General features: G+C 44.0%; 23 protein-coding genes. 16 read left to right on the forward strand and 7 right to left on the reverse strand.

Going from position 1 to position 23,649, the window contains the following annotated elements:
- The first annotated feature begins 109 nt into the window (after positions 1-109).
- The gene (locus tag ACHLI0_RS13470) at positions 110-1,240 is read left to right on the forward strand and encodes an acyltransferase family protein (RefSeq protein ID WP_490749376.1); all 1,131 of its coding nucleotides are present in this window, start codon (positions 110-112) and stop codon (positions 1,238-1,240) included.
- A gap of 95 nt (positions 1,241-1,335) precedes the next feature.
- Here ACHLI0_RS13470 and ACHLI0_RS13475 read toward each other — a convergent pair whose 3' ends face one another.
- A complete protein-coding gene (locus tag ACHLI0_RS13475; protein ID WP_008762793.1) occupies positions 1,336-3,015 on the reverse strand; it encodes a SulP family inorganic anion transporter in 1,680 nt (559 codons plus the stop codon).
- A gap of 244 nt (positions 3,016-3,259) precedes the next feature.
- Here ACHLI0_RS13475 and rbr point away from each other — a divergent pair, with 244 nt between their 5' ends.
- Positions 3,260-3,838, forward strand: a complete 579-nt coding sequence (gene rbr / locus ACHLI0_RS13480) for a rubrerythrin (RefSeq protein ID WP_008762794.1) — start codon at positions 3,260-3,262, stop codon at positions 3,836-3,838.
- Between the two features lie 77 nt (positions 3,839-3,915).
- Here the strand turns inward: rbr and ACHLI0_RS13485 are convergent, their stop codons facing one another.
- Complete coding sequence (locus ACHLI0_RS13485; RefSeq protein ID WP_008767421.1) at positions 3,916-4,188, reverse strand: DUF4884 domain-containing protein; 273 nt, start codon at positions 4,186-4,188, stop codon at positions 3,916-3,918.
- Between the two features lie 2 nt (positions 4,189-4,190).
- Positions 4,191-5,762 carry an L-aspartate oxidase gene (gene nadB, locus ACHLI0_RS13490; protein WP_011108697.1) on the reverse strand — a complete coding sequence of 524 codons (1,572 nt, stop codon included), beginning with the start codon at positions 5,760-5,762 and terminating at the stop codon, positions 4,191-4,193.
- 107 nt (positions 5,763-5,869) lie between these two features.
- On the opposite strand from nadB, the gene ACHLI0_RS13495 reads away from it, so the two are divergent.
- The 7 genes from ACHLI0_RS13495 (at position 5,870) to ACHLI0_RS13525 (ending at position 12,979) form a co-directional block, all read left to right on the forward strand.
- Positions 5,870-6,265 carry a PH domain-containing protein gene (locus ACHLI0_RS13495; RefSeq protein ID WP_270300190.1) on the forward strand — a complete coding sequence of 132 codons (396 nt, stop codon included), beginning with the start codon at positions 5,870-5,872 and terminating at the stop codon, positions 6,263-6,265.
- Positions 6,266-6,276: 11 nt separating this feature from the next.
- On the forward strand, positions 6,277-7,620 hold the full coding sequence (lpdA, locus tag ACHLI0_RS13500; protein ID WP_490749377.1) for a dihydrolipoyl dehydrogenase: 1,344 nt from the start codon (positions 6,277-6,279) through the stop codon (positions 7,618-7,620).
- 79 nt (positions 7,621-7,699) lie between these two features.
- Positions 7,700-9,106 (forward strand): D-alanyl-D-alanine carboxypeptidase/D-alanyl-D-alanine endopeptidase, encoded by a 1,407-nt coding sequence (dacB, locus tag ACHLI0_RS13505; protein WP_490749378.1) that lies wholly within the window; start codon positions 7,700-7,702, stop codon positions 9,104-9,106.
- Between the two features lie 146 nt (positions 9,107-9,252).
- Positions 9,253-10,434 carry a hypothetical protein gene (locus ACHLI0_RS13510; RefSeq protein WP_490749379.1) on the forward strand — a complete coding sequence of 394 codons (1,182 nt, stop codon included), beginning with the start codon at positions 9,253-9,255 and terminating at the stop codon, positions 10,432-10,434.
- A gap of 20 nt (positions 10,435-10,454) precedes the next feature.
- On the forward strand, positions 10,455-11,747 hold the full coding sequence (locus ACHLI0_RS13515; RefSeq protein WP_490749380.1) for a hypothetical protein: 1,293 nt from the start codon (positions 10,455-10,457) through the stop codon (positions 11,745-11,747).
- On the forward strand, positions 11,744-12,334 hold the full coding sequence (locus tag ACHLI0_RS13520; protein ID WP_414198518.1) for an RNA polymerase sigma factor: 591 nt from the start codon (positions 11,744-11,746) through the stop codon (positions 12,332-12,334). Before ACHLI0_RS13515 ends, ACHLI0_RS13520 begins: the two co-directional genes overlap by 4 nt.
- A gap of 6 nt (positions 12,335-12,340) precedes the next feature.
- Positions 12,341-12,979: a hypothetical protein gene (locus ACHLI0_RS13525; protein ID WP_490749381.1), complete on the forward strand. Its 639-nt coding sequence runs from the start codon at positions 12,341-12,343 to the stop codon at positions 12,977-12,979.
- Positions 12,980-13,003: 24 nt separating this feature from the next.
- On the opposite strand, the gene ACHLI0_RS13530 is transcribed toward ACHLI0_RS13525, so the two are convergent.
- From ACHLI0_RS13530 to ACHLI0_RS13540, 3 genes are read right to left on the reverse strand one after another with little or no spacing between them, the layout of a single operon-like run.
- Positions 13,004-13,753 carry a TonB family protein gene (locus tag ACHLI0_RS13530; RefSeq protein ID WP_258970821.1) on the reverse strand — a complete coding sequence of 250 codons (750 nt, stop codon included), beginning with the start codon at positions 13,751-13,753 and terminating at the stop codon, positions 13,004-13,006.
- 3 nt (positions 13,754-13,756) lie between these two features.
- The gene (locus ACHLI0_RS13535) at positions 13,757-15,256 is read right to left on the reverse strand and encodes a butyryl-CoA:acetate CoA transferase (RefSeq protein ID WP_490749382.1); all 1,500 of its coding nucleotides are present in this window, start codon (positions 15,254-15,256) and stop codon (positions 13,757-13,759) included.
- Between the two features lie 56 nt (positions 15,257-15,312).
- Positions 15,313-15,753, reverse strand: a complete 441-nt coding sequence (locus ACHLI0_RS13540; RefSeq protein ID WP_490749383.1) for a ferrichrome ABC transporter substrate-binding protein — start codon at positions 15,751-15,753, stop codon at positions 15,313-15,315.
- Between the two features lie 335 nt (positions 15,754-16,088).
- On the opposite strand from ACHLI0_RS13540, the gene miaB reads away from it, so the two are divergent.
- Positions 16,089-17,456 carry a tRNA (N6-isopentenyl adenosine(37)-C2)-methylthiotransferase MiaB gene (gene miaB, locus ACHLI0_RS13545; RefSeq protein WP_008762807.1) on the forward strand — a complete coding sequence of 456 codons (1,368 nt, stop codon included), beginning with the start codon at positions 16,089-16,091 and terminating at the stop codon, positions 17,454-17,456.
- Positions 17,457-17,810: 354 nt separating this feature from the next.
- On the opposite strand, the gene ACHLI0_RS13550 is transcribed toward miaB, so the two are convergent.
- Positions 17,811-18,521 carry a helix-turn-helix domain-containing protein gene (locus ACHLI0_RS13550; RefSeq protein WP_490749384.1) on the reverse strand — a complete coding sequence of 237 codons (711 nt, stop codon included), beginning with the start codon at positions 18,519-18,521 and terminating at the stop codon, positions 17,811-17,813.
- 423 nt (positions 18,522-18,944) lie between these two features.
- Between ACHLI0_RS13550 and ACHLI0_RS13555 the strand changes: the two genes are divergently transcribed.
- From ACHLI0_RS13555 to ACHLI0_RS13580, 6 genes are all read left to right on the forward strand, one after another.
- Positions 18,945-19,265 (forward strand): hypothetical protein, encoded by a 321-nt coding sequence (locus tag ACHLI0_RS13555; RefSeq protein ID WP_008767435.1) that lies wholly within the window; start codon positions 18,945-18,947, stop codon positions 19,263-19,265.
- Positions 19,253-20,161: a DUF4373 domain-containing protein gene (locus tag ACHLI0_RS13560; RefSeq protein WP_258970831.1), complete on the forward strand. Its 909-nt coding sequence runs from the start codon at positions 19,253-19,255 to the stop codon at positions 20,159-20,161. The genes ACHLI0_RS13555 and ACHLI0_RS13560 overlap by 13 nt, the downstream gene beginning before the upstream one ends.
- Before the next feature lie 122 nt (positions 20,162-20,283).
- Positions 20,284-20,790: an HU family DNA-binding protein gene (locus ACHLI0_RS13565; RefSeq protein ID WP_016269189.1), complete on the forward strand. Its 507-nt coding sequence runs from the start codon at positions 20,284-20,286 to the stop codon at positions 20,788-20,790.
- 80 nt (positions 20,791-20,870) lie between these two features.
- Positions 20,871-21,386 (forward strand): N-acetylmuramoyl-L-alanine amidase, encoded by a 516-nt coding sequence (locus tag ACHLI0_RS13570; protein WP_258970833.1) that lies wholly within the window; start codon positions 20,871-20,873, stop codon positions 21,384-21,386.
- Positions 21,387-21,391: 5 nt separating this feature from the next.
- Complete coding sequence (locus tag ACHLI0_RS13575; protein WP_149192781.1) at positions 21,392-21,487, forward strand: smalltalk protein; 96 nt, start codon at positions 21,392-21,394, stop codon at positions 21,485-21,487.
- A 112-nt stretch (positions 21,488-21,599) separates the two neighbouring features.
- The gene (locus ACHLI0_RS13580) at positions 21,600-23,552 is read left to right on the forward strand and encodes a hypothetical protein (RefSeq protein ID WP_490749385.1); all 1,953 of its coding nucleotides are present in this window, start codon (positions 21,600-21,602) and stop codon (positions 23,550-23,552) included.
- The last annotated feature ends 97 nt before the right edge of the window (positions 23,553-23,649 follow it).

Genomic DNA, 23,649 nt, shown 5'->3' on the forward strand with positions numbered 1-23,649 from the left:
GAGGTACTTGCAGGGGAAAGAAGTTTTGAATATATTTGTATTAAGACGCTTTACAGAATATGTTTTTGATGAGACAATAACTGAATAATAATATGAATTTGTTAATACTATGAGTAAATTATCAGAGAATAACACATCCAGACTTGCTTCTTTGGATATTCTTCGAGGTTTTGATCTATTTCTTCTTGTCTTCTTTCAGCCGGTGTTTGCGGCATTGGCACGACAGTTGAACTTGCCGTTTCTCAACGATATCCTTTATCAGTTTGATCATGAAGTGTGGGAGGGATTCCGTTTCTGGGATCTTGTGATGCCGTTGTTCCTGTTTATGACAGGTGCTTCGATGCCGTTTTCACTGTCAAAGTACGTCGGTATGTCCGGCAGTTACTGGCCCGTCTATCGGAGGATTCTGAGGCGGGTGTTTTTGCTGTTTATTTTCGGAATGATTGTTCAGGGAAATCTGCTTGGACTGGACAGCAGTCATATTTATCTCTATTCAAATACTTTGCAGTCTATTGCTGTCGGCTATTTTATTGCGGCAGTCATTCAGTTACATTTTTCATTCAGGTGGCAGATAGGAATCACTTTATTGTTGCTTTTCATATACTGGATTCCCATGACATTTTTGGGTGACTTCACACCGGCTGGAAACTTTGCCGAACAGGTGGACAGATGGGTTTTAGGTCGTTTCAGAGATGGTGTTTTCTGGAATGAGGACGGAACGTGGAGCTTTTCACCTTATTACAATTACACATGGATATGGAGCAGTCTGACATTCGGAGTGACTGTCATGCTCGGAGCTTTTGCCGGAAAGATTATGAAAGAAGGGAAAGCGGACCGTAAAAAGGTGGTACAGACTCTGTCGGTCATTGGTGTGCTTTTAGTAGGGCTGGCGATGCTTTGGAGTTTGCAGATGCCTATCATTAAGCGTTTGTGGACAGGTAGTATGACATTACTATCCGGTGGTTATTGCTTTCTGTTGATGGCATTGTTCTATTACTGGATTGACTATAAAGGACACAGCCGTGGATTGAACTGGTTGAAAGTGTATGGTATGAACTCCATCACGGCTTACCTGTTGGGCGAAGTGGTGAACTTCCGTTGCATTGCTGATTCGGTCAGTTACGGGTTGAAACAATACATCGGAGATTATTATCCCGTATGGCTTACTTTTGCTAATTATCTTATTCTTTTCTTCCTGTTGAGAATGATGTATAAACGGGGCTTGTTTCTAAAAGTTTAGTGGAGCGGTAATCCCTCCTCTCTTAAAATAAAAAGAGCCATTTTAATCCCGAAAAGCAGGAGATAAAATGGCTCTTTCTTTATGTTGGAATCTCTTTATTTCATGACTTCTTCCGCTCTATCCAGCGCTACCTTGAAGTTCGGGCAGATATTTTCTTTTCCCAGCAATTCATAGAATCCGGATTTCTCCAGCACCTTGTATACTTTCTCATTGACTCCGGAAAGAATGACGGTAATCTTTTCTTTCTGCGACATTTCGCAAAGTGTAGTCAGATTATGAATACCTGTGGAGTCGATGAACGGAACTTTACGCATACGGATGATGCGTACATTCGGACGGTCTCCCAGTTGCGCCATCGTTTCTTCGAACTTCGTAGCGATACCGAAGAAGTAAGGACCGTTGATCTCATATACTTCCACTCCTTTAGGGATCATGATGTTTTCTTCGTTGACGGCGATATCCGATTCTTTATTCGGGTCGATCTCATCCGTAATGACGGAGATTTCAGTAGTCTCCATGACACGTTTCATGAAGAGTACGCAGGCGATGATCAGTCCTACTTCGATGGCAACTGTCAAGTCGAAGATAACAGTCAGGAAGAAAGTGATCAGCAGTACGGTGACATCGGATTTCGGATTCTTCAGTAAAGCCTTGAAGACGCGCCAGCCGCTCATATTATAAGATACGATGACCAGTACTCCGGCAAGGCAAGCCATCGGAATATACTGTGCAAGGGGCATCAGGAAAAGAAGAATCAGAAGAAGGATAATCGCATGGATAACACCTGCAATCGGTGTCTTACCTCCATTGTTGATATTCGTCATCGTACGGGCAATAGCTCCGGTAGCGGGGATACCTCCGAACAATGGTGCTACGATATTTGCCGCACCCTGTGCGATTAGTTCCGTGTTGGAATCATGACGGTCGCCTATCACACCATCGGCTACGGTGGCAGACAAGAGTGATTCGATAGCTCCCAGCACTGCAATAGTGATAGCTACCGGAAACAGATTTTTGATAGCTTCCCAATCCAGAGCCGGTACAACGGCATCCGGCAATTCTGACTTAATGGTGAAACGGTCGCCGATGGTCGGAATGCAATCTATTCCGCCATAAGTCTTCATCAGATAGACGGCCACTGTCACTACAATAATAGCAATCAGCGAACCGGGAATTTTTTTAGAAAACCGGGGAGTGATTGCAATGATAATGATGCTGACAATACTTACAATGGTATTCCACCAATTCACGGTATCGAAATGACGGAAATAAATCATCCATTTCCCGACAAAGTCTCCCGGTACCTTTTCACCTCCGAAGGATAGTCCGAAGATATCGGCAATCTGCGTAGTAAAAATGGTAACAGCAATACCGCTGGTGAAACCGACGATAATGGGATACGGAATAAACTTGATAACGGCTCCGAGCTTGAACACTCCTAATAATATAAGGAGAACACCTGCCATGAGCGTTGCCACAATCAGTCCGGCTTCGCCATATTGCTGGATGATGCCGTAAATGATCACAATGAAAGCTCCTGTCGGTCCGCCGATCTGGACTTTGCTTCCTCCCAGCAGAGAGATGATGAATCCGGCAATAATAGCGGTGATAATACCTTTCTCGGGCGATACTCCCGAAGCAATACCGAAGGCGATGGCCAGTGGAAGTGCTACGATGCCGACAATGACGCCTGCCATCAGGTCCGCCATAAACGTTTCTTTCGAATAATTCTTTAAACAAGAAACCAATTTGGGTTTAAATTCAAATAACTTCATTTCTGTGAATTATTATATATAATTTGCTCTTTTGCAAAGTAGAGGTTGCAAAATTACGCAAAATAATCGAGATAAGTATGTTTAGCAACATGCTATTTGATTGTTGATAGGTTTTATCTATGAATTGATAGTTTTTATTCATCAAGAAAAGGGAGCTTATTACGAACAAATCGCTTATATTTGCGTTATAAATAGTACGACAAGTTACGTTTGGTAATAACCAATTTAAATATAGATTAGAATTATGACTAAAAGTATTAAAGGAACCCAGACAGAGAAGAATCTGCTGACTTCATTCGCAGGAGAATCACAGGCTAGAATGCGTTACACTTATTTTGCAAGTGTTGCAAAGAAGGAAGGTTACGAACAAATTTCAGCAATCTTCACAGAGACAGCTGATCAGGAAAAGGAACACGCTAAACGTATGTTCAAGTTCCTGGAAGGTGGTATGGTAGAAATTACTGCCAGCTATCCGGCTGGTGTGATCGGTAATACACTCGAAAATCTTCGCGCTGCCGCTGCCGGCGAACACGAAGAATGGTCACTGGATTATCCTCATTTCGCTGATGTAGCAGAACAGGAAGGTTTCCCGATGATTGCCGCTATGTACCGCAATATCTCAATCGCCGAGAAAGGCCACGAAGAAAGATACCTGGCTTTCATGAACAACATCGAAAATATGACCGTATTCGCTAAAGAAGGCGAAGTGGTATGGCAATGCCGTAACTGCGGTTATATCGAAATCGGTAAGGAAGCTCCCGAAGTTTGCCCGGCATGTTTGCATCCGCAGGCTTATTTCGAGGTGAAGAAAGAAAACTATTAATAAGAGGTGTTTATTAGATAATAAAAATGCCGCTTGCATATAATTGCAAGCGGCATTTTATTTATTAAGACATTTCATTATCTGACTGTATCATCTCTGTAGATCGTTACAGTCCTTTCTTTCGTAGAGTCATTCTTGATACTGGTCACATCCCCCTTTGTGGTAAAGTACACATAGTTTCCCATATCCATAAAACGATAGACTTTGACTCCGTCATGCTCGAACAAATAGCTGACTTCGTAGGTTCGGTTGTTTTCCGATTTGCCTTGTTTCAATGGGATCCCTGTATAGCAGGAACTTACACCTGCCATAACGAATAAAAGAATAAATAGTCTAGTTAATGTTTTCATGATTATTTTTTAGCGTGTGGATAATCAATCGTATAATGCAATCCGCGGCTTTCTTTGCGTTCCATCGCCTGACGCATAATCAGATATCCTACGTTGACCATATTACGCAATTCGCAAATCTCTCTGGAGGCTACGCTGCGTTTGAACAGGCTTTCAGTTTCTTCGTAAATGATATCCAGTCGGTCCCAGGCACGTTTCAGGCGAAGGTCACTGCGGACAATACCTACATAAGTACTCATAATCTGGTTGACTTCCTTCATGCTTTGCGTGATCAGTACCATCTCTTCCGGTGAACGGGTTCCCTCGTCGTTCCATTCGGGGATAGCTTCGTTGTAGGCATACTGGTCTACAACTCTCAGGCTATGCTTGGCGGCAGCGTCGGCATATACGACAGCTTCGATCAGTGAGTTGGAAGCCAGACGGTTACCACCGTGGAGACCGGTGCAGGAGCACTCTCCCACTGCATAGAGGCGTTCGATGGAAGACTGTCCGTTCAAGTCTACGAGGATACCGCCGCAAAGATAGTGGGCTGCCGGAGCTACCGGAATGTAATCTTTGGTGATGTCGATGCCCAGGCTGAGGCATTTCTCGTAAATATTGGGGAAGTGCTTCTTTGTCTCTTCCGGGTCTTTGTGGGTGACGTCGAGATAAACATGGTCATCACCCCGATTTTTCATTTCGTTGTCGATGGCACGGGCTACGATATCGCGCGGAGCGAGTGAAAGACGGGGATCGTATTTCTGCATGAACTCCTTGCCGTCCATTGTGCGGAGTACGCCACCGTAGCCACGCATCGCTTCCGTAATCAGGAACGAAGGGCGGTCACCCGGATGGTACAGGGCGGTAGGGTGGAATTGTACGAACTCCATATCCTTCACCGTACCTTTGGCACGATAGACCATGGCGATACCGTCTCCAGTAGCGACTAGCGGATTGGTGGTCGTTTTATAAACAGCTCCTACTCCACCGGTGGCCATAAGAGTCACTTTGGCGAGGTAGGTATCTACTTTTCCGGTTTTCGGGTCGAGGATGTAGGCACCGTAGCATTTGATGTCCGGTGTCTGGCGGGTAACGGTTACTCCCAGATGATGCTGGGTCAGTATTTCAACGGCAAACTGGTTTTCGATCACCTCGATGTTCGGATGCCTTTGCACAGCTTTGATCAGGCTGTCCTGAATCTCTGCTCCCGTATTATCTTTATGGTGAAGAATGCGGAACTCGGAGTGTCCTCCCTCGCGGTGCAAGTCAAATTCGCCTTTCTCGTTTTTGTCGAAGTCCACGCCCCATTTGATCAGTTCTTCAATTTGCGCAGGCGCTTCGCGCACTACTTTTTCTACTGCGCCACGGTCGCTGATCCAGTCGCCGGCAATCATCGTATCTTCAATGTGTTTGTCGAAATTATCCACCAGCAGGTTGGTGACGGACGCCACTCCTCCTTGTGCGAAGTACGTATTGGCTTCTTCCAGCCCGCTTTTACAGATAAGAGCAACTTTACCTTTGTGCGCCACTTTGAGCGCAAAACTCATACCGGCAATTCCGGAGCCGATAACGAGGAAATCGAATTTTCTTACCATAATTTTGTTTATTTCTCACCGCAAAGCTACAAAATAAGTCACTTCGTTGTTCTTTTCGTTGTCACTAATTCATAAATTTGCTACCTTGCACGCAAAAATCTGACAAAATGAATCGAATTTTTCATGCCCGCATCGCCTGGTACCAGTATTTTCTGCTGGTGGTGCTTACTGTAAATGCCGTCGGTGCTTTGTGGTGTAAATATATCTTGCCGGCAGTGCTACTAATGCTCCTGCTTATTGTAGTCATCGAACAGATTATTCATACGGTTTATACCGTATCTACCGATGGACTTCTGGAGATATCCACCGGACGTTTTATGCGTAAAAAAGTAATTCCAATTGCCGAAATCACGGCTATCCGGAAGTATCATTCCATGAAATTCGGAAAGTTTTCGGTGACGAATTATGTCTTGATAGAGTATGGAAACGGGAAGTTTGCTTCGGTGATGCCTGTCAAGGAACGTGAATTTGTGGAGTTGATTAAAAAGAGAATGGAACTATAAATTTTATACCTATGAAATACCAAGTCATTATCATCGGTGGCGGTCCCGCAGGATATACAGCCGCCGAAGCTGCCGGCAAAGCCGGTTTGAGCGTACTCCTTATCGAGAAGAACAATCTGGGAGGTGTCTGCCTGAATGAAGGATGCATCCCGACGAAAACTCTGTTGTATTCGGCAAAGACTTACGACAGTGCACGTCATGCCTCGAAATATGCGGTGAATGTCTCCGAAGTCTCTTTTGACTTGCCGAAGATCATTGCCCGCAAAAGTAAAGTGGTGCGCAAACTGGTATTGGGTGTAAAGGCAAAGCTGACCTCCAATAATGTCGTGATAGTGACGGGAGAGGCGCAGATCATAGATAAAAATACGGTTCGCTGTGGCGAAGAGACATACAATGCGGAAAATCTGATTCTTTGTACAGGCTCCGAGACCTTTATCCCTCCTATTACTGGCGTGGAAACGGTGAATTACTGGACGCATCGGGATGCGCTGGACAGTAAGGAACTGCCTGCCTCCCTTGCCATTGTAGGCGGTGGCGTGATCGGTATGGAGTTTGCTTCATTCTTTAATAGTCTCGGTGTGCAGGTGACGGTGATTGAGATGATGGATGAGATTTTGGGAGGAATGGATAAGGAACTGTCTGCATTGCTTCGTGCCGAATATGCGAAGCGGGGCATTAAATTCCTGCTCAGCACTAAAGTTGTCGCCTTATCACAGACGGAAGAAGGTGCGGTTGTTTCATACGAGAATGCAGAAGGAAAGGGCAGTGTTATAGCAGAAAAACTATTGATGAGCGTTGGACGCCGACCTGTGACGAAAGGTTTCGGACTCGAAAATCTGAATCTGGATAAAACCGGGCGTGGTGCTATCAAGGTCAATGAGAAGATGCAGACTTCGCTGTCCGGCGTTTATGTCTGCGGTGATCTGACAGGCTTTTCTTTGCTGGCTCATACGGCTGTCCGTGAGGCGGAGGTTGCCGTACATTCTATTTTGGGTAAGGAAGATGCAATGAGTTACCGGGCTATCCCCGGTGTTGTTTACACGAATCCGGAGATTGCAGGAGTCGGAGAAACGGAAGAATCAGCCTCAGCAAAAGGAATTACTTATAAGGTGGTGAAACTTCCGATGGCTTATTCCGGTCGTTTTGTGGCAGAGAATGAAGGTGTGAACGGAGTCTGCAAAGTACTGCTGGATGAACAGGAACGGATAATCGGAGCACATGTGCTGGGCAATCCTGCTTCGGAAATTATCACTCTTGCCGGTACTGCCATTGAGCTTGGACTGACTGCCGCCGCATGGAAGAAGATTGTTTTCCCTCATCCTACGGTAGGAGAGATTTTCCGGGAAGCGTTATAAGATTAAGCATAAGCGGATAGCCGTGATATCCAAGATACGGAAGAATCTGAAGTAGCATGAAAGTTAATGTAGAAGGTTGATGAAGAAGTATTTGTTGTTTTTGGTTTTATCAGTTGCCCTGTTGCCCGCATCCGTATGGGGACAGGCAAATTTTTCTCAGATTGATTCATTAATCAAAAGAATGCTTCCCGAAGCATCCGAAGTCGGCATCTCCGTGTATGACCTGACGGCGAAGAAGTCATTATATACTTATCGTGATACGAAACTCTCCCGCCCGGCTTCTACCATGAAGCTGCTCACGGCTATTACGGCTCTCTCCCGCCCCGATGCGGACAATCCTTTCCGTACGGAAGTCTGGCACGACGGGGTGATAGAGCATGATACGTTGCAAGGCAACTTATACGTTGTCGGTGGATTCGATCCGGAATTTGACAGTTTGATGATGGATTCATTGATCGAAGAAGTAATCACCTTCCCTTTTTCGGTAATCAACGGACAGGTGTATGGCGATGTTTCGATGAAAGATTCCCTTTATTGGGGGCACGGATGGGCATGGGATGATACTCCGGAGGCTTATCAGCCTTATATGTCTCCGTTGATGTTTTGTAAGGGTGCTGTGGAAGTGACGGTGGTTCCCGGCTCTCTGCAAGGAGATACGGCAAGCGTTTCCTGTAAACCTGTGTCTTCTTATTATACCTTGACGAACCGGACAAAGACACGTACTCCTTCTGCCGGAAAATATTCATTATCGAGAGACTGGTTGACCAATGGGAATAATCTGATCGTAACAGGCAATGTTCCTACGTTTAGAAAGGATTTGATAAATGTCTATGATTCAGGGAGCTTCTTTATGCACGCTTTTTTAGAACGTCTCCGTGCTAAAGGAATCGTGGTTCCCGAATCGTACGGTTTTACCGAATTACCGTCCGATGGAGCAGAGCAGATGGCTCGCTGGGAGACTCCGGTGCAGAAAGTCTTGAATCAGCTGATGAAGGAAAGTGATAATCTGAATGCGGAAGCAATGCTTTGCCGGATTGCGTCACAAGCTACAGGAAAGAAACGTGTAACGGCGGAGGATGGCATTGTTGAGATTATGAAACTAGTTCGTAACCTCGGGCACGATCCGAAAGACTATAAGATCGCGGATGGCTGCGGATTGTCTAATTATAATTACCTGTCTCCTGCCCTGTTGGTCGATTTTCTGAAATATGCCTATTCACAATCCGATGTTTTTCAGAAACTGTATAAGTCCCTTCCTGTTGCCGGAATAGACGGAACGCTGAAAAACAGAATGAAGAATACTCCCGCATTCAGAAATGTCCATGCAAAGACCGGTTCGTTTACGGCTATCAATGCTCTTGCCGGTTATCTGAAGATGAAGAACGGACATACCTTGGCTTTTGCCATTATGAATCAGAATGTGCTTTCGGCTGCCAAGGCGAGGGCGTTTCAGGATAAGGTTTGTGAGGTGATTATCGGACATTGAAATGAGCATTGAATAAGGTTGTTGATAGAAATGATAAATATTTGCTGAAAAAGTACTCTTTTATTTGAACGTTTGCTTTGCTCGCGTGTATGCTTTGTCAGAACGGTTCTAATTAAGCAATGTTGAATTTAATAAAAGAGTGAATAATGAAAACTATCAAATACTTGTTACTTGTCTTATTGTGCTATTGTACAGCACAGGTTTATTCTCAAAACAAGGCAAGCTGGGTCCCGGACTCTATTGCATCTCAGATTCCTGTAATTCAGAATCAGGCCCGGGAATGGAAACAGAAGATCTATGAAAACCCTAAAGATGAAAAAGCATGGATGTCTTATACACGAACGATTCAAACACTCAAATCGCTTACTCCCGGCGATGATATAGAAAAGGAAATCAATGAGATGATGGACAAAATGAAAAAAGAGATACCCAATACTGCTACTTATGCCTTAATACAGAATATGATTTTACCTTTTGGAAAAAATGATATGACTTTTGATGAAATTATAGATAAGTGGCCTGATGCTGTGATGCATTATCCTGTTTATATGGGCTTGTCTTTTAGCAATAAGGATAGGCTGAAAGACATTTCTACCCGGTGGTATCAATCAGGTGCATATCCTGTTCAGTCTTTAAATTATACCTATAATGAATTGGCTTCTGCCGAAAAGGACGCATTGATATTTACTGATGTTAATTGGACGCTGTTTGGAAGTTATCTGCTTCAATATGGAAAGGGATTGTTTGATGATAAAAAAGTAATCCTTTCAGGTTTAATCCTTCCTTCATTTTCTATGAACAGGCTTACGGAGGAATTAGGCATACCGGAGTTCAAAGATACTGACCCTGAATTTTATAAAAGTAAAACTCCTACGGCAACATTTGCAAATGAAATCAAAAAACGTATAGAGCATATTGCCAAATATACCAACCGTCCCATTTATATCTCTGTCTCAACCAATGAAGCTGTGAAAGATCTGCTGAAAGACCATTTATATACTGAAGGTCTGTTAATGAGATATTCTGCCAAACCTTATGATAATCTGGCTATCATGCGTCGCAATTATGAGAATACTTATCTGTTAGATTACTTATACGAGTCTTTTTATCCTGAGACGTTGACGAATGTTTGTCTTGATTTGAAAGGAGTAAAAATGCTTAGCATATATTATGTACCGGCTTTCAAGTCCCTTCTCCAGTTTTATAAGGAATCAGATGATGTGACTCATTATGATAAGCTTCATGCTTTATTGGAATCTATCATTAAGAAAGCGGATTATTACAATGAGGAAGTACGTGAACGGTATCTTAAAAGTATTAATTTCTAATCGTTCTTCTCATAAAGACTATGAAAAGACTTATATATATATTATTCCTCTTGATAGGTTTTGAGCAGGCTTTGTTTGCCCAGAAAATAGACACCTTGAGAACTGAACGTCTTGAGCTACGTTTGGAACCCGATTTGGTAGGCTTTATTCCTTGTGGAAAAGAATGGTTTCAAGTTCAAAAAGATGCATGGAAGTTAGAAATCGATAAAGATGTGAGAAATGAAAAAGCGTGGGAGAATTACTATCTTGCGTGCAAAGGAATTTGGGATGAAGACACATTGCTATGGAAGAAAGAACAGCCTCGTTTACTTAAGAAAATGAAAAAGTACATTCCTGATACACGGGTGTATTATAAAGTATTGGATGATGAGGTTATGATTTCTGACAAGGACAAAAGAGAGGCAATCAAGGAGAAGATTGTTTATTTGAGACGGGATTGTGAAAGGGATTACAGAGATGATATGTGGTATTATCAACGGCATGGACAGATAGATAAGGTGAGGGAAATAGCACGCGAATGGTTTGACAGCGGATTATATTCACGAAGTATCCTGACTTATTATTATAATGAATTTGTAGGGCTGAAAAGGAATGCTATTCTTGCGGGAACCGGTCCCGAATGGGCCTACAGCGTATTGCTTCAGTATGGAGCAGGGTTGTTCAAGGATGTGGAAGTAGTAGACTTAAGTGAGTTAATGAATCCGGAGGAAGAGAGCGACTTTTGGAAAGCAAAAGGAATAGATGTAAATACTTTTCCCGACCGGGGAAAGGTAAAATGTCCCGGTGCATGGTATTTTGCGGAGAAAGAGCAGCGTCCTGTATATATTTCTCAATATTCTGCAAGTAGACAAGACGTAGTGGAAATGAAAGACTTCCTCTACTCTGAAGGATTGGTATTCAGATATTCCTTAAAACCATATGATAATATGGCTATTTTAAGAAGAAATTATGAACAGGTTTATTTGCTTGATTATTTACAGTCTCCTATTATTACGGATATTTCACGTGGTGAAGATTCCTATGTTCTTTCTTTTCTTCCCCTTTTGCAATTCTATCATACGAGTGGAGACAAGAATCAATATTTGAGACTGAAGAAGTTATTATTAGATATTGTGGATCGTATGGATGATGGGTGTTTTGTAAATAAGTCTTGGGTAGATGCAAAGACTGCCGAACATTTGAAGTTGTTTAATAGAATTTTTGATCATGTAAGAGATATGGAAAAAAAAGGACCAACTTCTGTTATAGTTCGTTCATTTAAGGAAGAGCACCGGAAAGAATATCAACAATTAATAGAAATGGTAGAGCCATGATGCTATTCACTTCTTTCAGCCACGACGAAACAGACGAACAGCTAATGGAACGCTTTGCATTCAGGAACAATGAGAAAGCATTCGAAGAGCTTTACTGCCGTTATGCTCCCCGGTTTAAAGGTTTCTTTATGCGAATGCTGTCGGCAGACGGAGCGTTGGCGGATGATTTTCTGCAAGAGTTGTTTCTTCGCGTCTATGAGGCAAGAGGCAGTTATCAGCATGGAAAACAGTTCTCTACATGGGCGTTTGCGATGGCGTATAATCTTTGTAAAAATGAGTACCGCCATCGTGATATAGTAGACGAGTATCGTTTACAACAATCATATACCAATGAAGAAGATAGCTATTCCTCGCTTGAGTTTGAGGTGGCACATGATCGTCAGGTTTTCGACCGGCAGTTGAAGAAAGTACTTGCAGGGTTGACAGATGAACAACGGGCAGCATATACGCTGCGTTATGAAGAAGAGCTTCCGGTACAGGAGATTGCGCAAATCCTGTGTTGTCCGGAAGGTACGGTAAAGTCTCGCTTATATTATACTTTGAAAGTATTGCAGCGTTCTTTATCAGATTATAACCCCCAAAAATAGATGAATATGAAAAGTGATGATTTAGAAAGACTGGAAGAGTCTCAGGAAATGCAACAGTTGATTCATGCTGCTAAAGAGCAATATGAGCAGGTAAAGTCAGTTCACCCTCCTGTTTCTTATGCTGCTTTTGCACAGAATCTCAGAGAGAGACAGAAGGACGGAAAGATGAAGGCGAAGCAGGAACCGCCCGAAAGGGAAACTTTTGAAGTGAAAGGTGGAAAACGCTCGGGGATTTCTCCCTGGTGGCTGGTGGCCGCGTGTTTGTTGGGTGGGATAATAGGCTATGGGATTTCGACTACTTCAGACAGGCAGGAAGCTGGTTTGGAGAGACTTGCTGTAGCAGATACGGTGATTGTCGTACGCGAGCGGGTGGATACTGTCTATCGGGAGGTGAAAGTTCCGTCTCAGCCTTTGGTAACTTCACGGTCAATGGTAAAGTCTCAAAGTACGGGACTTCCGAAGGAACATGTTAAGCAGAGTAGGAAAGCTGTGCAGAAAGCGGACCCTGCTTTTATTTCTATTGAGTTCTTGCAACAGCAACAAAATCTGCCGGACCCGAATAGTGAGTGTTATGCTGCAAACGGGATGACTGTTGCAGAAGGTAATTATCCGTTCCATTTATTGGCAACAGTTCCATGTAAGTAGCACTTTGTTGTTGCGGATGCCAGCTTACGTATTTGTTTTTACCTGTAACGAATCAATGACTTGGTAGTCTTGCTCAATGACAAAGTTTATAGGAACAGACATACGGACTGCTACAGGACGCCCCAGTTGCATACCTGATTTCCATCGTGGCATGGATTCGATGATGCGTAATGCTTCTTTATCCAAGCTGGCAGATACGCTTTTGGTAACTTTTGCATCGCTGACATATCCGTTTACGTCGATGGTGAACTCTACGGTGACTTGTCCCTCTTCTCCTGCCTGAAAAGCTTCTTCCGGGTATTGTATGTTTTTCTTGATAAATTCATCGAGCCCGCTTAATCCTCCCGGGAAGTCGGGACCGTTGATTATAAAATTAATCATCGTTTGCTCAGGCATATCTTCGGGCTTAACCTTGATGATTTGCTTTTTCTGAATAAATATATTATTAATTTGAAAAGTATCCGGCTTCATTCGCACAAGAAGTTCCGATGGAAAATCTTTATCCAATTGTATCAGCACATCTTTCATACCTATATGTGAGAAACGGAGTGTCTCTTTATGTTTGGCCTCTACAGAAAAGTCTCCATTCATGTCCGAGGAAGTATATCTACCGGTTCCCGGAATATAGACGCTTACGGCACGCATAGGCTCTCCCTGCAAATTGGTCACCTTTCCCTTGAACTGTTGCAGTTCCCTTTTTTGCGAAAAAACATCGTTTGTATTTGCAACGCAAATACAAACGATGAATGATAGTATGAACGACAGACGTTTCATGCCTTATCTGGCATACTCTGCCCAATTCGTATTCTTCATATCCCCGCTCTTGGCCAGTTCGGCGTGCATGCCGAGTGCGGCCTGGATAGCGTGTGGAGTCTGCGCCCTGCCACCGGCCAGTTTGAGATAATCCCAGAGAAGCTGTTGATAGTCGGGATGTGCACAGTTTTCGATGATGGCTTGTGCACGTTCCTTCGGGCTCTTGCCACGCAGGTCGGCTACACCTTGCTCGGTGATAATGATATTCACGGAGTGTTCGCTGTGGTCGAGGTGAGAAACCATCGGGACGATAGCACTGATCTTACCTTCTTTGGCAACAGACGGACAAGTGAAGATAGAGATATAAGCATTGCGGGTGAAGTCTCCCGAGCCACCGATACCGTTCATCATCTTCGTTCCACCGATATGAGTAGAGTTTACGTTACCGTACAAGTCCACTTCGATAGCTGTATTGATAGAGATAATACCCAGTCGGCGAACCACTTCCGGATTGTTTGAGATTTCCGACGGGCGGAGAACCAGCTTGTCGCGGAAGAAATCCATATCGTTGTAAATACCTTCCAGACAGTCGTTGGTAACAGTCAGTGAGCAGGCGCTACCGAATTTGATACGTCCTTCACGGATCAATCCGATCACGGAATTCTGGATAACCTCTGTGTACATTTCGAATGCGGGAATCGTCTTGTCACGTCCCAGTGCACCGAGCACGGCGTTAGCGATATTTCCTACGCCCGACTGCAACGGAAGGAAAGTAGACGGAATGATGCCACGCTTCATGTCGGCAGCGAGGAAGTCGGCAACGTTCTGACCGATTTTGTCAGTCAACGGATCGGCATCGGCAAATGAGCGTGCTTCATCCGGCCAGTTGGTTTCTACTACGCCTACGATCTTTTTCGGGTCTACCTGAATATAAGGCAATCCGATGCGGTCACTCGGCTTGTAGATGGGGATTTCGCGGCGGTAAGGCGGGTCGAGCGGTTCGTACACGTCGTGCAGACCCATGCAGGATTTGCTGTGTGCGGCGTTCAACTCAACGATGATCTGGTCCGCCAGGCGGCAGATAGTCGGAGAAATACCACCGGCAGCGGTCAGATAAATCTTTCCGTCCGGAGTCACTTCGCAGGCTTCGATGATGGCTACGTTCACTTTGCCCATGAAGCCATAGCGCACTTCCTGTGCCATTTGCGACAGATGGATGTCGTTGTAGGCAATTTCACCGTTATTCACGGCTTTGCGGAAGTCGGAGTTGGTGGTATAAGGAGCGCGGTAGCGGATGGCCTTTGCGCGAGACATAACGCCGTCACAAGATTCTCCGGTAGAAGCACCTGTAAAAATTCCTACTTGAAATGGATTACCTTTGGCATGTTCCGCTTCTGCAATTTTTGCAAGTTCAGCTGTAACAGCCTTTGCAGTTCCGGCGGGAGTAAATCCGCTCAGACCGATGTTGTAGCCATGTTTGATCAGGCTTGCAGCTTCTGCTGCCGAAATACGATTGAATGACATAAATAGTATAATTTCGCGTTAAATGCGGTTGATATTTGTTGGTTAATACTTATCACTTAATACTTTCGCTGCAGGATTTCTCCCCAGATAATAGCGCGGCGAGCTTCTTCTACGGAATGGATGGAGAAATCTTCCTCGCCGGCGGGTTCCGGATGGTCATAGTGGGAACCTTGCTTCGTGTTTCGTTTATCTTGTGCGGAACTGTTTGCTATGGAGGCAGCTACAGATACTTCTTCTTTTTTCTTTTTCTTTGGCACCGGTTTGGGAGCCGGTTGTTCCATAGGTATGGGCTGGAGCAGTTCGTCCAAAGCCCTGCTGCCTCTCCCCCAGAATTCGGGTATGGGAGTAGCATCAGGATCTACTTCGACCGGAGACGGTGCAGGCGGGACGGGGCGTTTATTCTGAGCCTTTTTCGACTTGTTGTTCTTGCTCACCTCTTTGAATATTCCCACAAGAATGACACCTGCTATCAGGAGAAATTTCAAAAAATCTTCCATTCTGTTTCACTTCTAAATAGTTAATCTGCCAAAGTTACACATTATATCTGGTTTGAGCTAACATTTTGTTATGAAAAAAGGGCAGCTTCACAGCTCCCCTTAATTTTTTTAACCTAAACCTTAACTATGAAAAAATCTAATGTTTCTTTCATTGCACAAATGTGAAAAATAAATTTAAATTTAGCAAGGATATGCCCCGCAAATGTTTATTTCATTAACATTAATTATCAGAATAACGCCTGAACTACAAGTTTTTGCGTTATTTTCGTACCATTTTACCACTTATTGATTTCGAAGCCGTATCTTTGCGGACAAATTTAAAACAGGATTTGAATATGAACGAATTAACGGGAGCGGACTTTAAATCCGCAACTGCTGATGACAACAAGAAGTTGTTTATCGAGACTTATGGCTGCCAGATGAACGTGGCGGACAGTGAGGTGATCGCTTCGGTGATGCAGATGGCAGGCTATTCGGTAGCCGAAACGCTGGAAGAGGCCGACGCAGTGTTTATGAATACCTGCTCTATCCGCGACAATGCGGAGCAGAAGATTCTGAACCGCCTGGAGTTTTTCCATTCGCTGAAGAAAAAGAAGAAGGCCCTGATTGTAGGCGTACTGGGCTGTATGGCGGAACGGGTGAAGGATGATCTGATTACGAACCATCATGTCGATCTGGTGGTCGGTCCGGATGCTTACCTGACGTTGCCCGAACTGATTGCCGCGGTAGAGGCCGGCGAGAAGGCGATCAACGTAGACCTTTCGACGACCGAGACTTATCGTGATGTGATTCCGTCGCGTATCTGCGGCAACCACATTTCCGGATTTGTATCCATCATGCGCGGATGCAATAACTTTTGCACCTACTGTATCGTGCCTTATACACGCGGACGCGAACGCAGCCGTGATGTGGAAAGTATTCTGAATGAAGTGGCCGACCTTGTTGCCAAAGGTTATAAGGAAGTTACCCTGTTGGGGCAGAATGTCAACTCTTACCGGTTCGAGAAGCCGACGGGCGAAGTGGTTACCTTCCCGATGCTGCTCCGTACGGTGGCCGAAGCTGCTCCGGGCGTGCGCATCCGTTTCACGACTTCCCATCCGAAGGATATGAGCGATGAAACGCTGGAAGTGATCGCCCAAGTGCCGAATGTGTGCAAGCATATCCACCTCCCTGTGCAGAGCGGCAGCTCCCGCATTTTGAAACTGATGAACCGCAAATATACCCGTGAGTGGTATCTGGACCGGGTAGCCGCTATCAAGCGTATCATTCCCGATTGCGGACTGACTACCGATATCTTCTCCGGTTTCCATTCCGAAACGGAAGAGGATCATCAGCTCTCACTCTCTCTGATGGAGGAATGTGGCTATGATGCCGCTTTTATGTTCAAATATTCCGAACGTCCGGGGACGTATGCGTCAAAGCATCTTGAAGATAATGTGCCCGAAGACGTGAAAGTTCGCCGTCTGAATGAGATTATCGCTTTGCAGAACCGTCTGTCTGCAGAGTCCAATCAACGTTGCATCGGCAAGACGTATGAAGTGCTTGTAGAAGGCGTTTCCAAACGTTCGCGCGATCAGTTGTTCGGTCGTACGGAGCAGAATCGTGTGGTGGTGTTCGACAGAGGTACGCACCGTATCGGCGATTTTGTCAATGTGCGGGTGACGGAAGCCAGTTCGGCTACGCTGAAAGGAGAAGAAGTCTAGTATATCATTTTCTATGTCGGGACTGATTAAAAAATCGATAGTATCATAAATTCCCCTCCCTTCGGGAAGGAGGGGTGGCTGAAAGCCGGGGTGGTAGGTAAAATAAGGTTGACTATATTTTGTTGTGAATGAAAGGATTATGTATTCACCTACCACCTCCCCCTGCGGGTACTCCTCCTTCCCGAAGGAGGAGATTTGAGATACTGCCGACTTTTTAGTCAGCCCATGCAATATATTAAAGAAGGTATTTCAAAATGAAATGAACCCCGAAAGTCAGACAATAAACTTTCGGGGTTCACTTCGTTTAGACTTTGCCCTTTTCCTCTTTCCGGAGCAAAAGAAGCGTCATTCAAATTACATCATCATGTGTCTGCGGATGGAGAATTTCACGATTGCCATTGCATTGATGGAGCTGAAAGGGATATCCATTGGGTCGTGATGAGCGTTGTAGCTTACCAGCTTGAGGCATCCTTCCTTTTCCGAGCGGTTCACATACTTCACCGCCAGGTACTCGTCTCCTTCGATAGTAAACGAAACCAGATACATCTCACCGTAGATGAGGTTGCTGAAACTGTTAATCTCTTTAAAGCCTACGATGTCTCCCGATTTCAGTATCGGATACATGCTGTCGCCACTGATGTAGACGGCTCCGTCACATAAGGGAATGCTTGGAATCTGAATCTTTCCTACCATATACTGCCGTTTGTTGGTGAGCAGCGTTTTCAGGTTGGCGGCAGCTGTAATATCATATAGGGCAACGCTGCGGTCGTCCAACGCCTCTACTGTTTTAGGGTTGTGAATCATCTGGACCTCACCGCTTGCTAAATCGCTTTCGCAGAACTTGGCTTGATGTCTGGGCGTACCCTTTCCCACCAGCAGCCAATTGAGGTCTACATCTCTCATTTTGTTGAGCAACAGATGAAAGTCAATCCAGTTTCTGGCGCACCAGTTGGATAATGTTGCACGTGAAACACCTAAGTAACTGGCCAGTTCACTATCCTTTTTAAAGTCGAGCGCCTGCTTGGCGCGCTTCACAATTCCCGAAACATCTAGAAATGTATCCATTTTATTCTTGTTTTAAATTAGTGTAAAGATATTAGAAGTTCTTATTCGTTCATTGATAGTCAGTTATGTAATTTTTTAGCGTTAATTTCCAAAACCGTTTGTTTTATGTAAGAAAACTGATTTATCTTTGTAGCAGCAAACTTAGAAATATGTTTCAAAAATATAAATTTAAAATAGAATAACCATGAAAAACGGCAAAAAGTTTATGAAAGGTTGTAAAATGCCTCATCCACCCCCTTCCGGAAGATTCTGTATCGGATGAACACCAGTGATATTGAGCTGGTTTACAGCATCTATATATCCTGCATACAGGAGCTATAGATCCAATACGCTGGCCATATATCCCCAATATGCAGGAACTATATGTCCGATAATCACATAAACAAATATTTAAGCATGAAAACTTTAAAACGCAAAATCAATATGGAACCTTTAATGAATCAATCTCTGCACATTTGCGGGTGCTGCAAACGGGAGCTACCGCATGAGGCCTTTTATACAAACAAACGCACCGGGACCCTTGACAATTATTGCAAGGAGTGTCGCAAGGCAAACACCCGCAAGCGTCGTGATTTGAGACGATGTACATCATTTGAAAACAAACCTGTTTCTTATCCGGTGATAACCGAGGTGAAAGACCCCGCTTTGCGGATGCTTCTTATTCTTCATGCCCGTCAGGTTGTGGCAGAAAGTATCTCACGGAAACAAGAAAAAGAAAAACTGAATACGCTATGGGAAGAATAAAACGGGGACTGGATTATTTCCCCATGAGCACCAGCTTTATGCACGATCGGATGGTGCGCCGAATTATGAGACGTGAAGGTGATTCTGCCTTTGCCACACTGGTGGAAACGCTGTCGTACATCTATGCCGGGAAAGGGTATTATATCTCTGTCGGTGACGAATTTTACGAGGAGCTTGTGGACAGCCTTTACAGTACGGAACTGGATGATGTGAAGCGTATCATCAGTCTGTCCGTGGAATATGGCTTGTTTGATGCCGGACTTTTCCGGCAATACAACATCCTGACTTCCGCCGACATCCAGCGGCAGTATCTTTTCATCACCAAGCGGCGTAGCAGTGCGCTGATAGAGCCGGAATACTGCCTGCTGGAATCGGAAGAAATCACCTCATACCGTTCGTCTCAGAGCGGTAAAAGTAGTACGGATGATTCTTTGGATAGCGAATGTGCGGAAGCGGTAAACGGTGATGCTGATCACAAGACCGCCTGTACGGTAACATCAAGCTCCAATTCTGTAACAATGGAGGATGAAATTGTAACATCGGGTACACAAAACAAAAGAAAACAAATAAAAATAAATCAAAACAAAGTAAACCACCTCTCTAACCCTCCTCAAGGAGGAGATGAAGGAGGAAAATATTTGAAAAGTAGAACGGCTGTGACACAGGAAGATATTGACTGTCTGCAACCTCCATGCGATGGTGTGCAACGTAACTTCCGGGGACTGACAGATAACCTGCGGCTTTATAAAGTTCCGCCTTCCGAGCAATATGCCATTATTCTTAAAAGTAACTTCGGAGCTATTGGAAACCCTGTTTGGAAGGGATTTAACACCATCCGGGGGAGCAATGGAAAGATCAGATTGCCCGGGCACTACCTGCTGAGTATAATTAATTAATTTATGAACGCACTTTGAAAAAATGATTAGGTCAGTCTGAATAATGCTCCTATCTTTGCAATGTCATTAAGCTTGAGGACAAAACTAAACGAAATTATTAACACAAAAAAACTATTACGATTATGGCAGTATTGTACAAGTCATTCCAGTCTGTTCTGGAAGACAAAAATCACAAAAAAATGTTTCATCCCCGTGTGATATACACGGCTAATATCAGCACTTCGCAGATTGCTAAAGAGATTGCCGCTTACTCGTCTCTCTCCCCGGGTGATGTGAAGAATACGCTTGATAACCTGGTGACTGTGATGGGGCAGCATCTACAAGCATCGGAAAGCGTGTCGCTTGACGGTTTCGGGACTTTCCGCATGGTGATGAAATCCAACGGTAAAGGGGTGGAGACTTCGGAAGAAGTGTCGGCTGCGCAAGCTTCTCTTACGGTCCGTTTCCTTCCCAACTTCACCAAGAACCCCGATCGGACTACCGCTACCCGTTCTTTGGTGACCGGTGCGAAGTGTGTGCGCTTCGACCGTACAGACACTCCGGCTTCCGGCAGTGGAAATACAAATAAGCCGGGTGGCGGCGATGGTGGCGAAGGAGATGGTGAGGAAGCACCGGACCCGACAGTATAACCTTCCGTCACAACACAAAATATAAGAACGAATGACTAAACTAAATCGGAAACTTAACTAACTAGTAATCACTTATTCACATGAGAATTATCAATTTGATCGTGGTGCATTGTTCCGCCACGCAGGGGAATCGTACGCTTTCTCCGGAGGCTTTGGACCTGATGCACCGCCGCCGCGGTTTCAACGGAACAGGCTATCACTACTACATCCGCAAAGACGGAACGGTGCATCTCACCCGCCCTGTCGAACGCATCGGTGCACACGCAAAAGGTTTTAATGCCAGCAGTATCGGAATCTGCTATGAAGGTGGTCTGGACTGTCGGGGACGCCCGGCAGATACCCGGACTCCGGAACAGCGTGCTGCGCTTCGGCTGCTGATTCATCAGCTGCTGGAGGTATTCCCCGGCTGCCGGGTGTGCGGGCATCGGGATCTCTCGCCGGACAGGAACGGTAATGGAGAGATAGAACCGGAAGAGTGGATGAAGGCGTGTCCGTGCTTTGATGCCGAGCAGGAATTTAAAGAATTAGCGGCAGAAGGTACGGAAGAAACACAGAGTAAACTAAACTATTTAAAGAACAAGAAAGGAGGTAAATGATGGCAATGAAGAGATCTGTATGGGATATGATCCTGAAGGTGGTTATCGCGGTAGCGTCGGCTGTGGCAGGCGTTTTGGGTGCTAATGCGATGAATCTGTAAAAGAAGTAATTAACGGGAACTCCCTGTCATGGGAATATGCGCGCTACTTTATCGGGCAGGGAGTTTCTTAGTATTGTGATTTTATTTAAGAAACTATTATATATCAAAGAATATGAAAAAAAGACTACTATCAGTATTTGTTTTTCTGGCAATATTCAGTTTCAACTGTATAGGTCAGCAACAAATACCTATTAAAAATGTACCCAGTCCGGAAATAGCCGGTTTGGGAGAATATGGAAAAGTTCCAGTTAGTTTATATACGGGAGTTCCGGATATATCCGTGCCTATTTATGAATTGAAAGCTGGTAACTATTCGTTACCACTTGCTGCAAGTTATCATTTGGCTTCGGTAAAGCCTAATTCCCAGTCTGGTTGTCTTGGACTTGGATGGAATCTTATAGCAGGCGGCTATATTACACGTTCTGTTCGTGGAATGTATGATGAGAAATGTCAATCAAATGGATATGCTCCGGGTTATTATGCACATGCTTCTAAATTGAAAAATATCAGTAATGAACAGTTTAAAGCAGAAACGATGCATATACAAAGCACGGAAAATGATTATTATGAATTAACTGCTGACGAATTTTCGTTTAGTGTTTGTGGTTATTCTGGAAATTTCTACTATGCCGGTAATGGAGAGTGGAATGTTGTTTCTGATCAGGATATACGTGTGGAATTTAATCCTGTTGATGGGGAAGGCTTTCTTAGTTTGTCGGAAGTCGGAAAACGTCTTGATGTAAGGAGATGGGGAGCAAGCACAAGAAACAATCGTTTTTTCAATAAATTTACGCTGATTACTCCTGATGGATGCAGGTATGAATTTGGTGGAATCAACGCTACTGAATATAGTATTCCTTATTATGCCCGCTATAACAGTGATTTAATAGCTACTACCTGGAGGTTGTCCAAAATAACAACCGTAGACAAGCGGGTAATAGAATTCAGTTATGACACTTCAGCTATCATGTGTGATCTTCGTTATGTACCCCAACAGAAAGTGGTGACCAACATACCATGCACTTATAGTGGTATACAAAGTGGGCGTTCAGGGATGACTGGGTATCTGCTTTTCCCAGTTAATTTAAAGACTATAAAAACACCTAACGAGATATTGGAATTCAATTATTACAATGAATACGGATATGGAGATAAGTTTGTTGATAGTTATTTGGCATGGAAAGACAATGCAAATTATGACCGTCAGGATATAGATAACATGAATTTTGAAGACCCGGCTAATCAATTTACTCTGTTTTTAGGAAACCAAATTGATAATACTGATCAGGCAACATTGCGTCAATCGATTAAATCAAAACTACAACATAAAATTCTTCATTGTATTTATGTGAAAGGAAAGAACTCCAAGGCTTTGAAAACTATATATTTTGACTATGCAAGGAATAATCGTACTAAATTGTCTTTAATTACGGAACGTTCAGGGAATCCGGATTTGATCCCTAACTATGTATGGCACCCACATGGATTTTATTTTCTTACTTGGTATAATATACCTGAGAATTTGACCGGAGGTCGCGTACCTGAATATCGTTTTCTTTATAATTCGGAAAAACGTATGCCAAATGATTATGTACGCCCGATTGCCGATTCGTGGGGATATTATACAGGAGGAAGTGTTGCTTTTGCCGAGATACCTAATTTTTCTCAGACTTATAGTAGTTTGCAATATACTTTGGCAGAGGTCTTGACGGAAGTCATTTATCCAACAGGTGGAAAAAGCCGTTTTGAATATGAATTGAACAACTATTCAAAAGTGGTAGCTCCTTCTTTGATGTCATTAACAGACAAAAGTGGTACTGCAGGCGGTTTGCGTATTCGGCGTATTACCAATCTGGATAATGAAGATAATGTACTCGGTGCCAAGCAATATTACTATTCGAATACTCGTGACCGATTTGGAAAAAGTAGTGGAATATTGAAAAGTCTTCCTGTTAATGAGATGGTGTATACTCTTAAGGATGGAGATAAGGAGCCTGATCCTAAGAATGCAATATCGTTATATCTCAAATCAAAGGGAGGTTTTTCCCATCAGTTACTAATCTGAATACACCGGATGTAGGTTATTCTTGTGTAATTGAAGAAGCGTTCGACAAAGATAATAAGTCGCAAGGTTATATTGTGCGTCATTACTCTAACTATAA

The organism is Bacteroides sp. RCH18 (assembly GCF_058231005.1).

Excerpts from the sequence above, each read along its gene's own strand:
- ACHLI0_RS13470 (WP_490749376.1), top strand. The coding sequence starts at position 110 with ATGAGTAAATTATCAGAGAATAACACATCCAGACTTGCTTCTTTGGAT.
- ACHLI0_RS13475 (WP_008762793.1), bottom strand. The coding sequence starts at position 3,015 with ATGAAGTTATTTGAATTTAAACCCAAATTGGTTTCTTGTTTAAAGAAT.
- rbr (WP_008762794.1), top strand. The coding sequence starts at position 3,260 with ATGACTAAAAGTATTAAAGGAACCCAGACAGAGAAGAATCTGCTGACT.
- ACHLI0_RS13485 (WP_008767421.1), bottom strand. The coding sequence starts at position 4,188 with ATGAAAACATTAACTAGACTATTTATTCTTTTATTCGTTATGGCAGGT.
- nadB (WP_011108697.1), bottom strand. The coding sequence starts at position 5,762 with ATGGTAAGAAAATTCGATTTCCTCGTTATCGGCTCCGGAATTGCCGGT.
- ACHLI0_RS13495 (WP_270300190.1), top strand. The coding sequence starts at position 5,870 with ATGAATCGAATTTTTCATGCCCGCATCGCCTGGTACCAGTATTTTCTG.
- lpdA (WP_490749377.1), top strand. The coding sequence starts at position 6,277 with ATGAAATACCAAGTCATTATCATCGGTGGCGGTCCCGCAGGATATACA.
- dacB (WP_490749378.1), top strand. The coding sequence starts at position 7,700 with ATGAAGAAGTATTTGTTGTTTTTGGTTTTATCAGTTGCCCTGTTGCCC.
- ACHLI0_RS13510 (WP_490749379.1), top strand. The coding sequence starts at position 9,253 with ATGAAAACTATCAAATACTTGTTACTTGTCTTATTGTGCTATTGTACA.
- ACHLI0_RS13515 (WP_490749380.1), top strand. The coding sequence starts at position 10,455 with ATGAAAAGACTTATATATATATTATTCCTCTTGATAGGTTTTGAGCAG.
- ACHLI0_RS13520 (WP_414198518.1), top strand. The coding sequence starts at position 11,744 with ATGATGCTATTCACTTCTTTCAGCCACGACGAAACAGACGAACAGCTA.
- ACHLI0_RS13525 (WP_490749381.1), top strand. The coding sequence starts at position 12,341 with ATGAAAAGTGATGATTTAGAAAGACTGGAAGAGTCTCAGGAAATGCAA.
- ACHLI0_RS13530 (WP_258970821.1), bottom strand. The coding sequence starts at position 13,753 with ATGAAACGTCTGTCGTTCATACTATCATTCATCGTTTGTATTTGCGTT.
- ACHLI0_RS13535 (WP_490749382.1), bottom strand. The coding sequence starts at position 15,256 with ATGTCATTCAATCGTATTTCGGCAGCAGAAGCTGCAAGCCTGATCAAA.
- ACHLI0_RS13540 (WP_490749383.1), bottom strand. The coding sequence starts at position 15,753 with ATGGAAGATTTTTTGAAATTTCTCCTGATAGCAGGTGTCATTCTTGTG.
- miaB (WP_008762807.1), top strand. The coding sequence starts at position 16,089 with ATGAACGAATTAACGGGAGCGGACTTTAAATCCGCAACTGCTGATGAC.
- ACHLI0_RS13550 (WP_490749384.1), bottom strand. The coding sequence starts at position 18,521 with ATGGATACATTTCTAGATGTTTCGGGAATTGTGAAGCGCGCCAAGCAG.
- ACHLI0_RS13555 (WP_008767435.1), top strand. The coding sequence starts at position 18,945 with ATGGAACCTTTAATGAATCAATCTCTGCACATTTGCGGGTGCTGCAAA.
- ACHLI0_RS13560 (WP_258970831.1), top strand. The coding sequence starts at position 19,253 with ATGGGAAGAATAAAACGGGGACTGGATTATTTCCCCATGAGCACCAGC.
- ACHLI0_RS13565 (WP_016269189.1), top strand. The coding sequence starts at position 20,284 with ATGGCAGTATTGTACAAGTCATTCCAGTCTGTTCTGGAAGACAAAAAT.
- ACHLI0_RS13570 (WP_258970833.1), top strand. The coding sequence starts at position 20,871 with ATGAGAATTATCAATTTGATCGTGGTGCATTGTTCCGCCACGCAGGGG.
- ACHLI0_RS13575 (WP_149192781.1), top strand. The coding sequence starts at position 21,392 with ATGAAGAGATCTGTATGGGATATGATCCTGAAGGTGGTTATCGCGGTA.
- ACHLI0_RS13580 (WP_490749385.1), top strand. The coding sequence starts at position 21,600 with ATGAAAAAAAGACTACTATCAGTATTTGTTTTTCTGGCAATATTCAGT.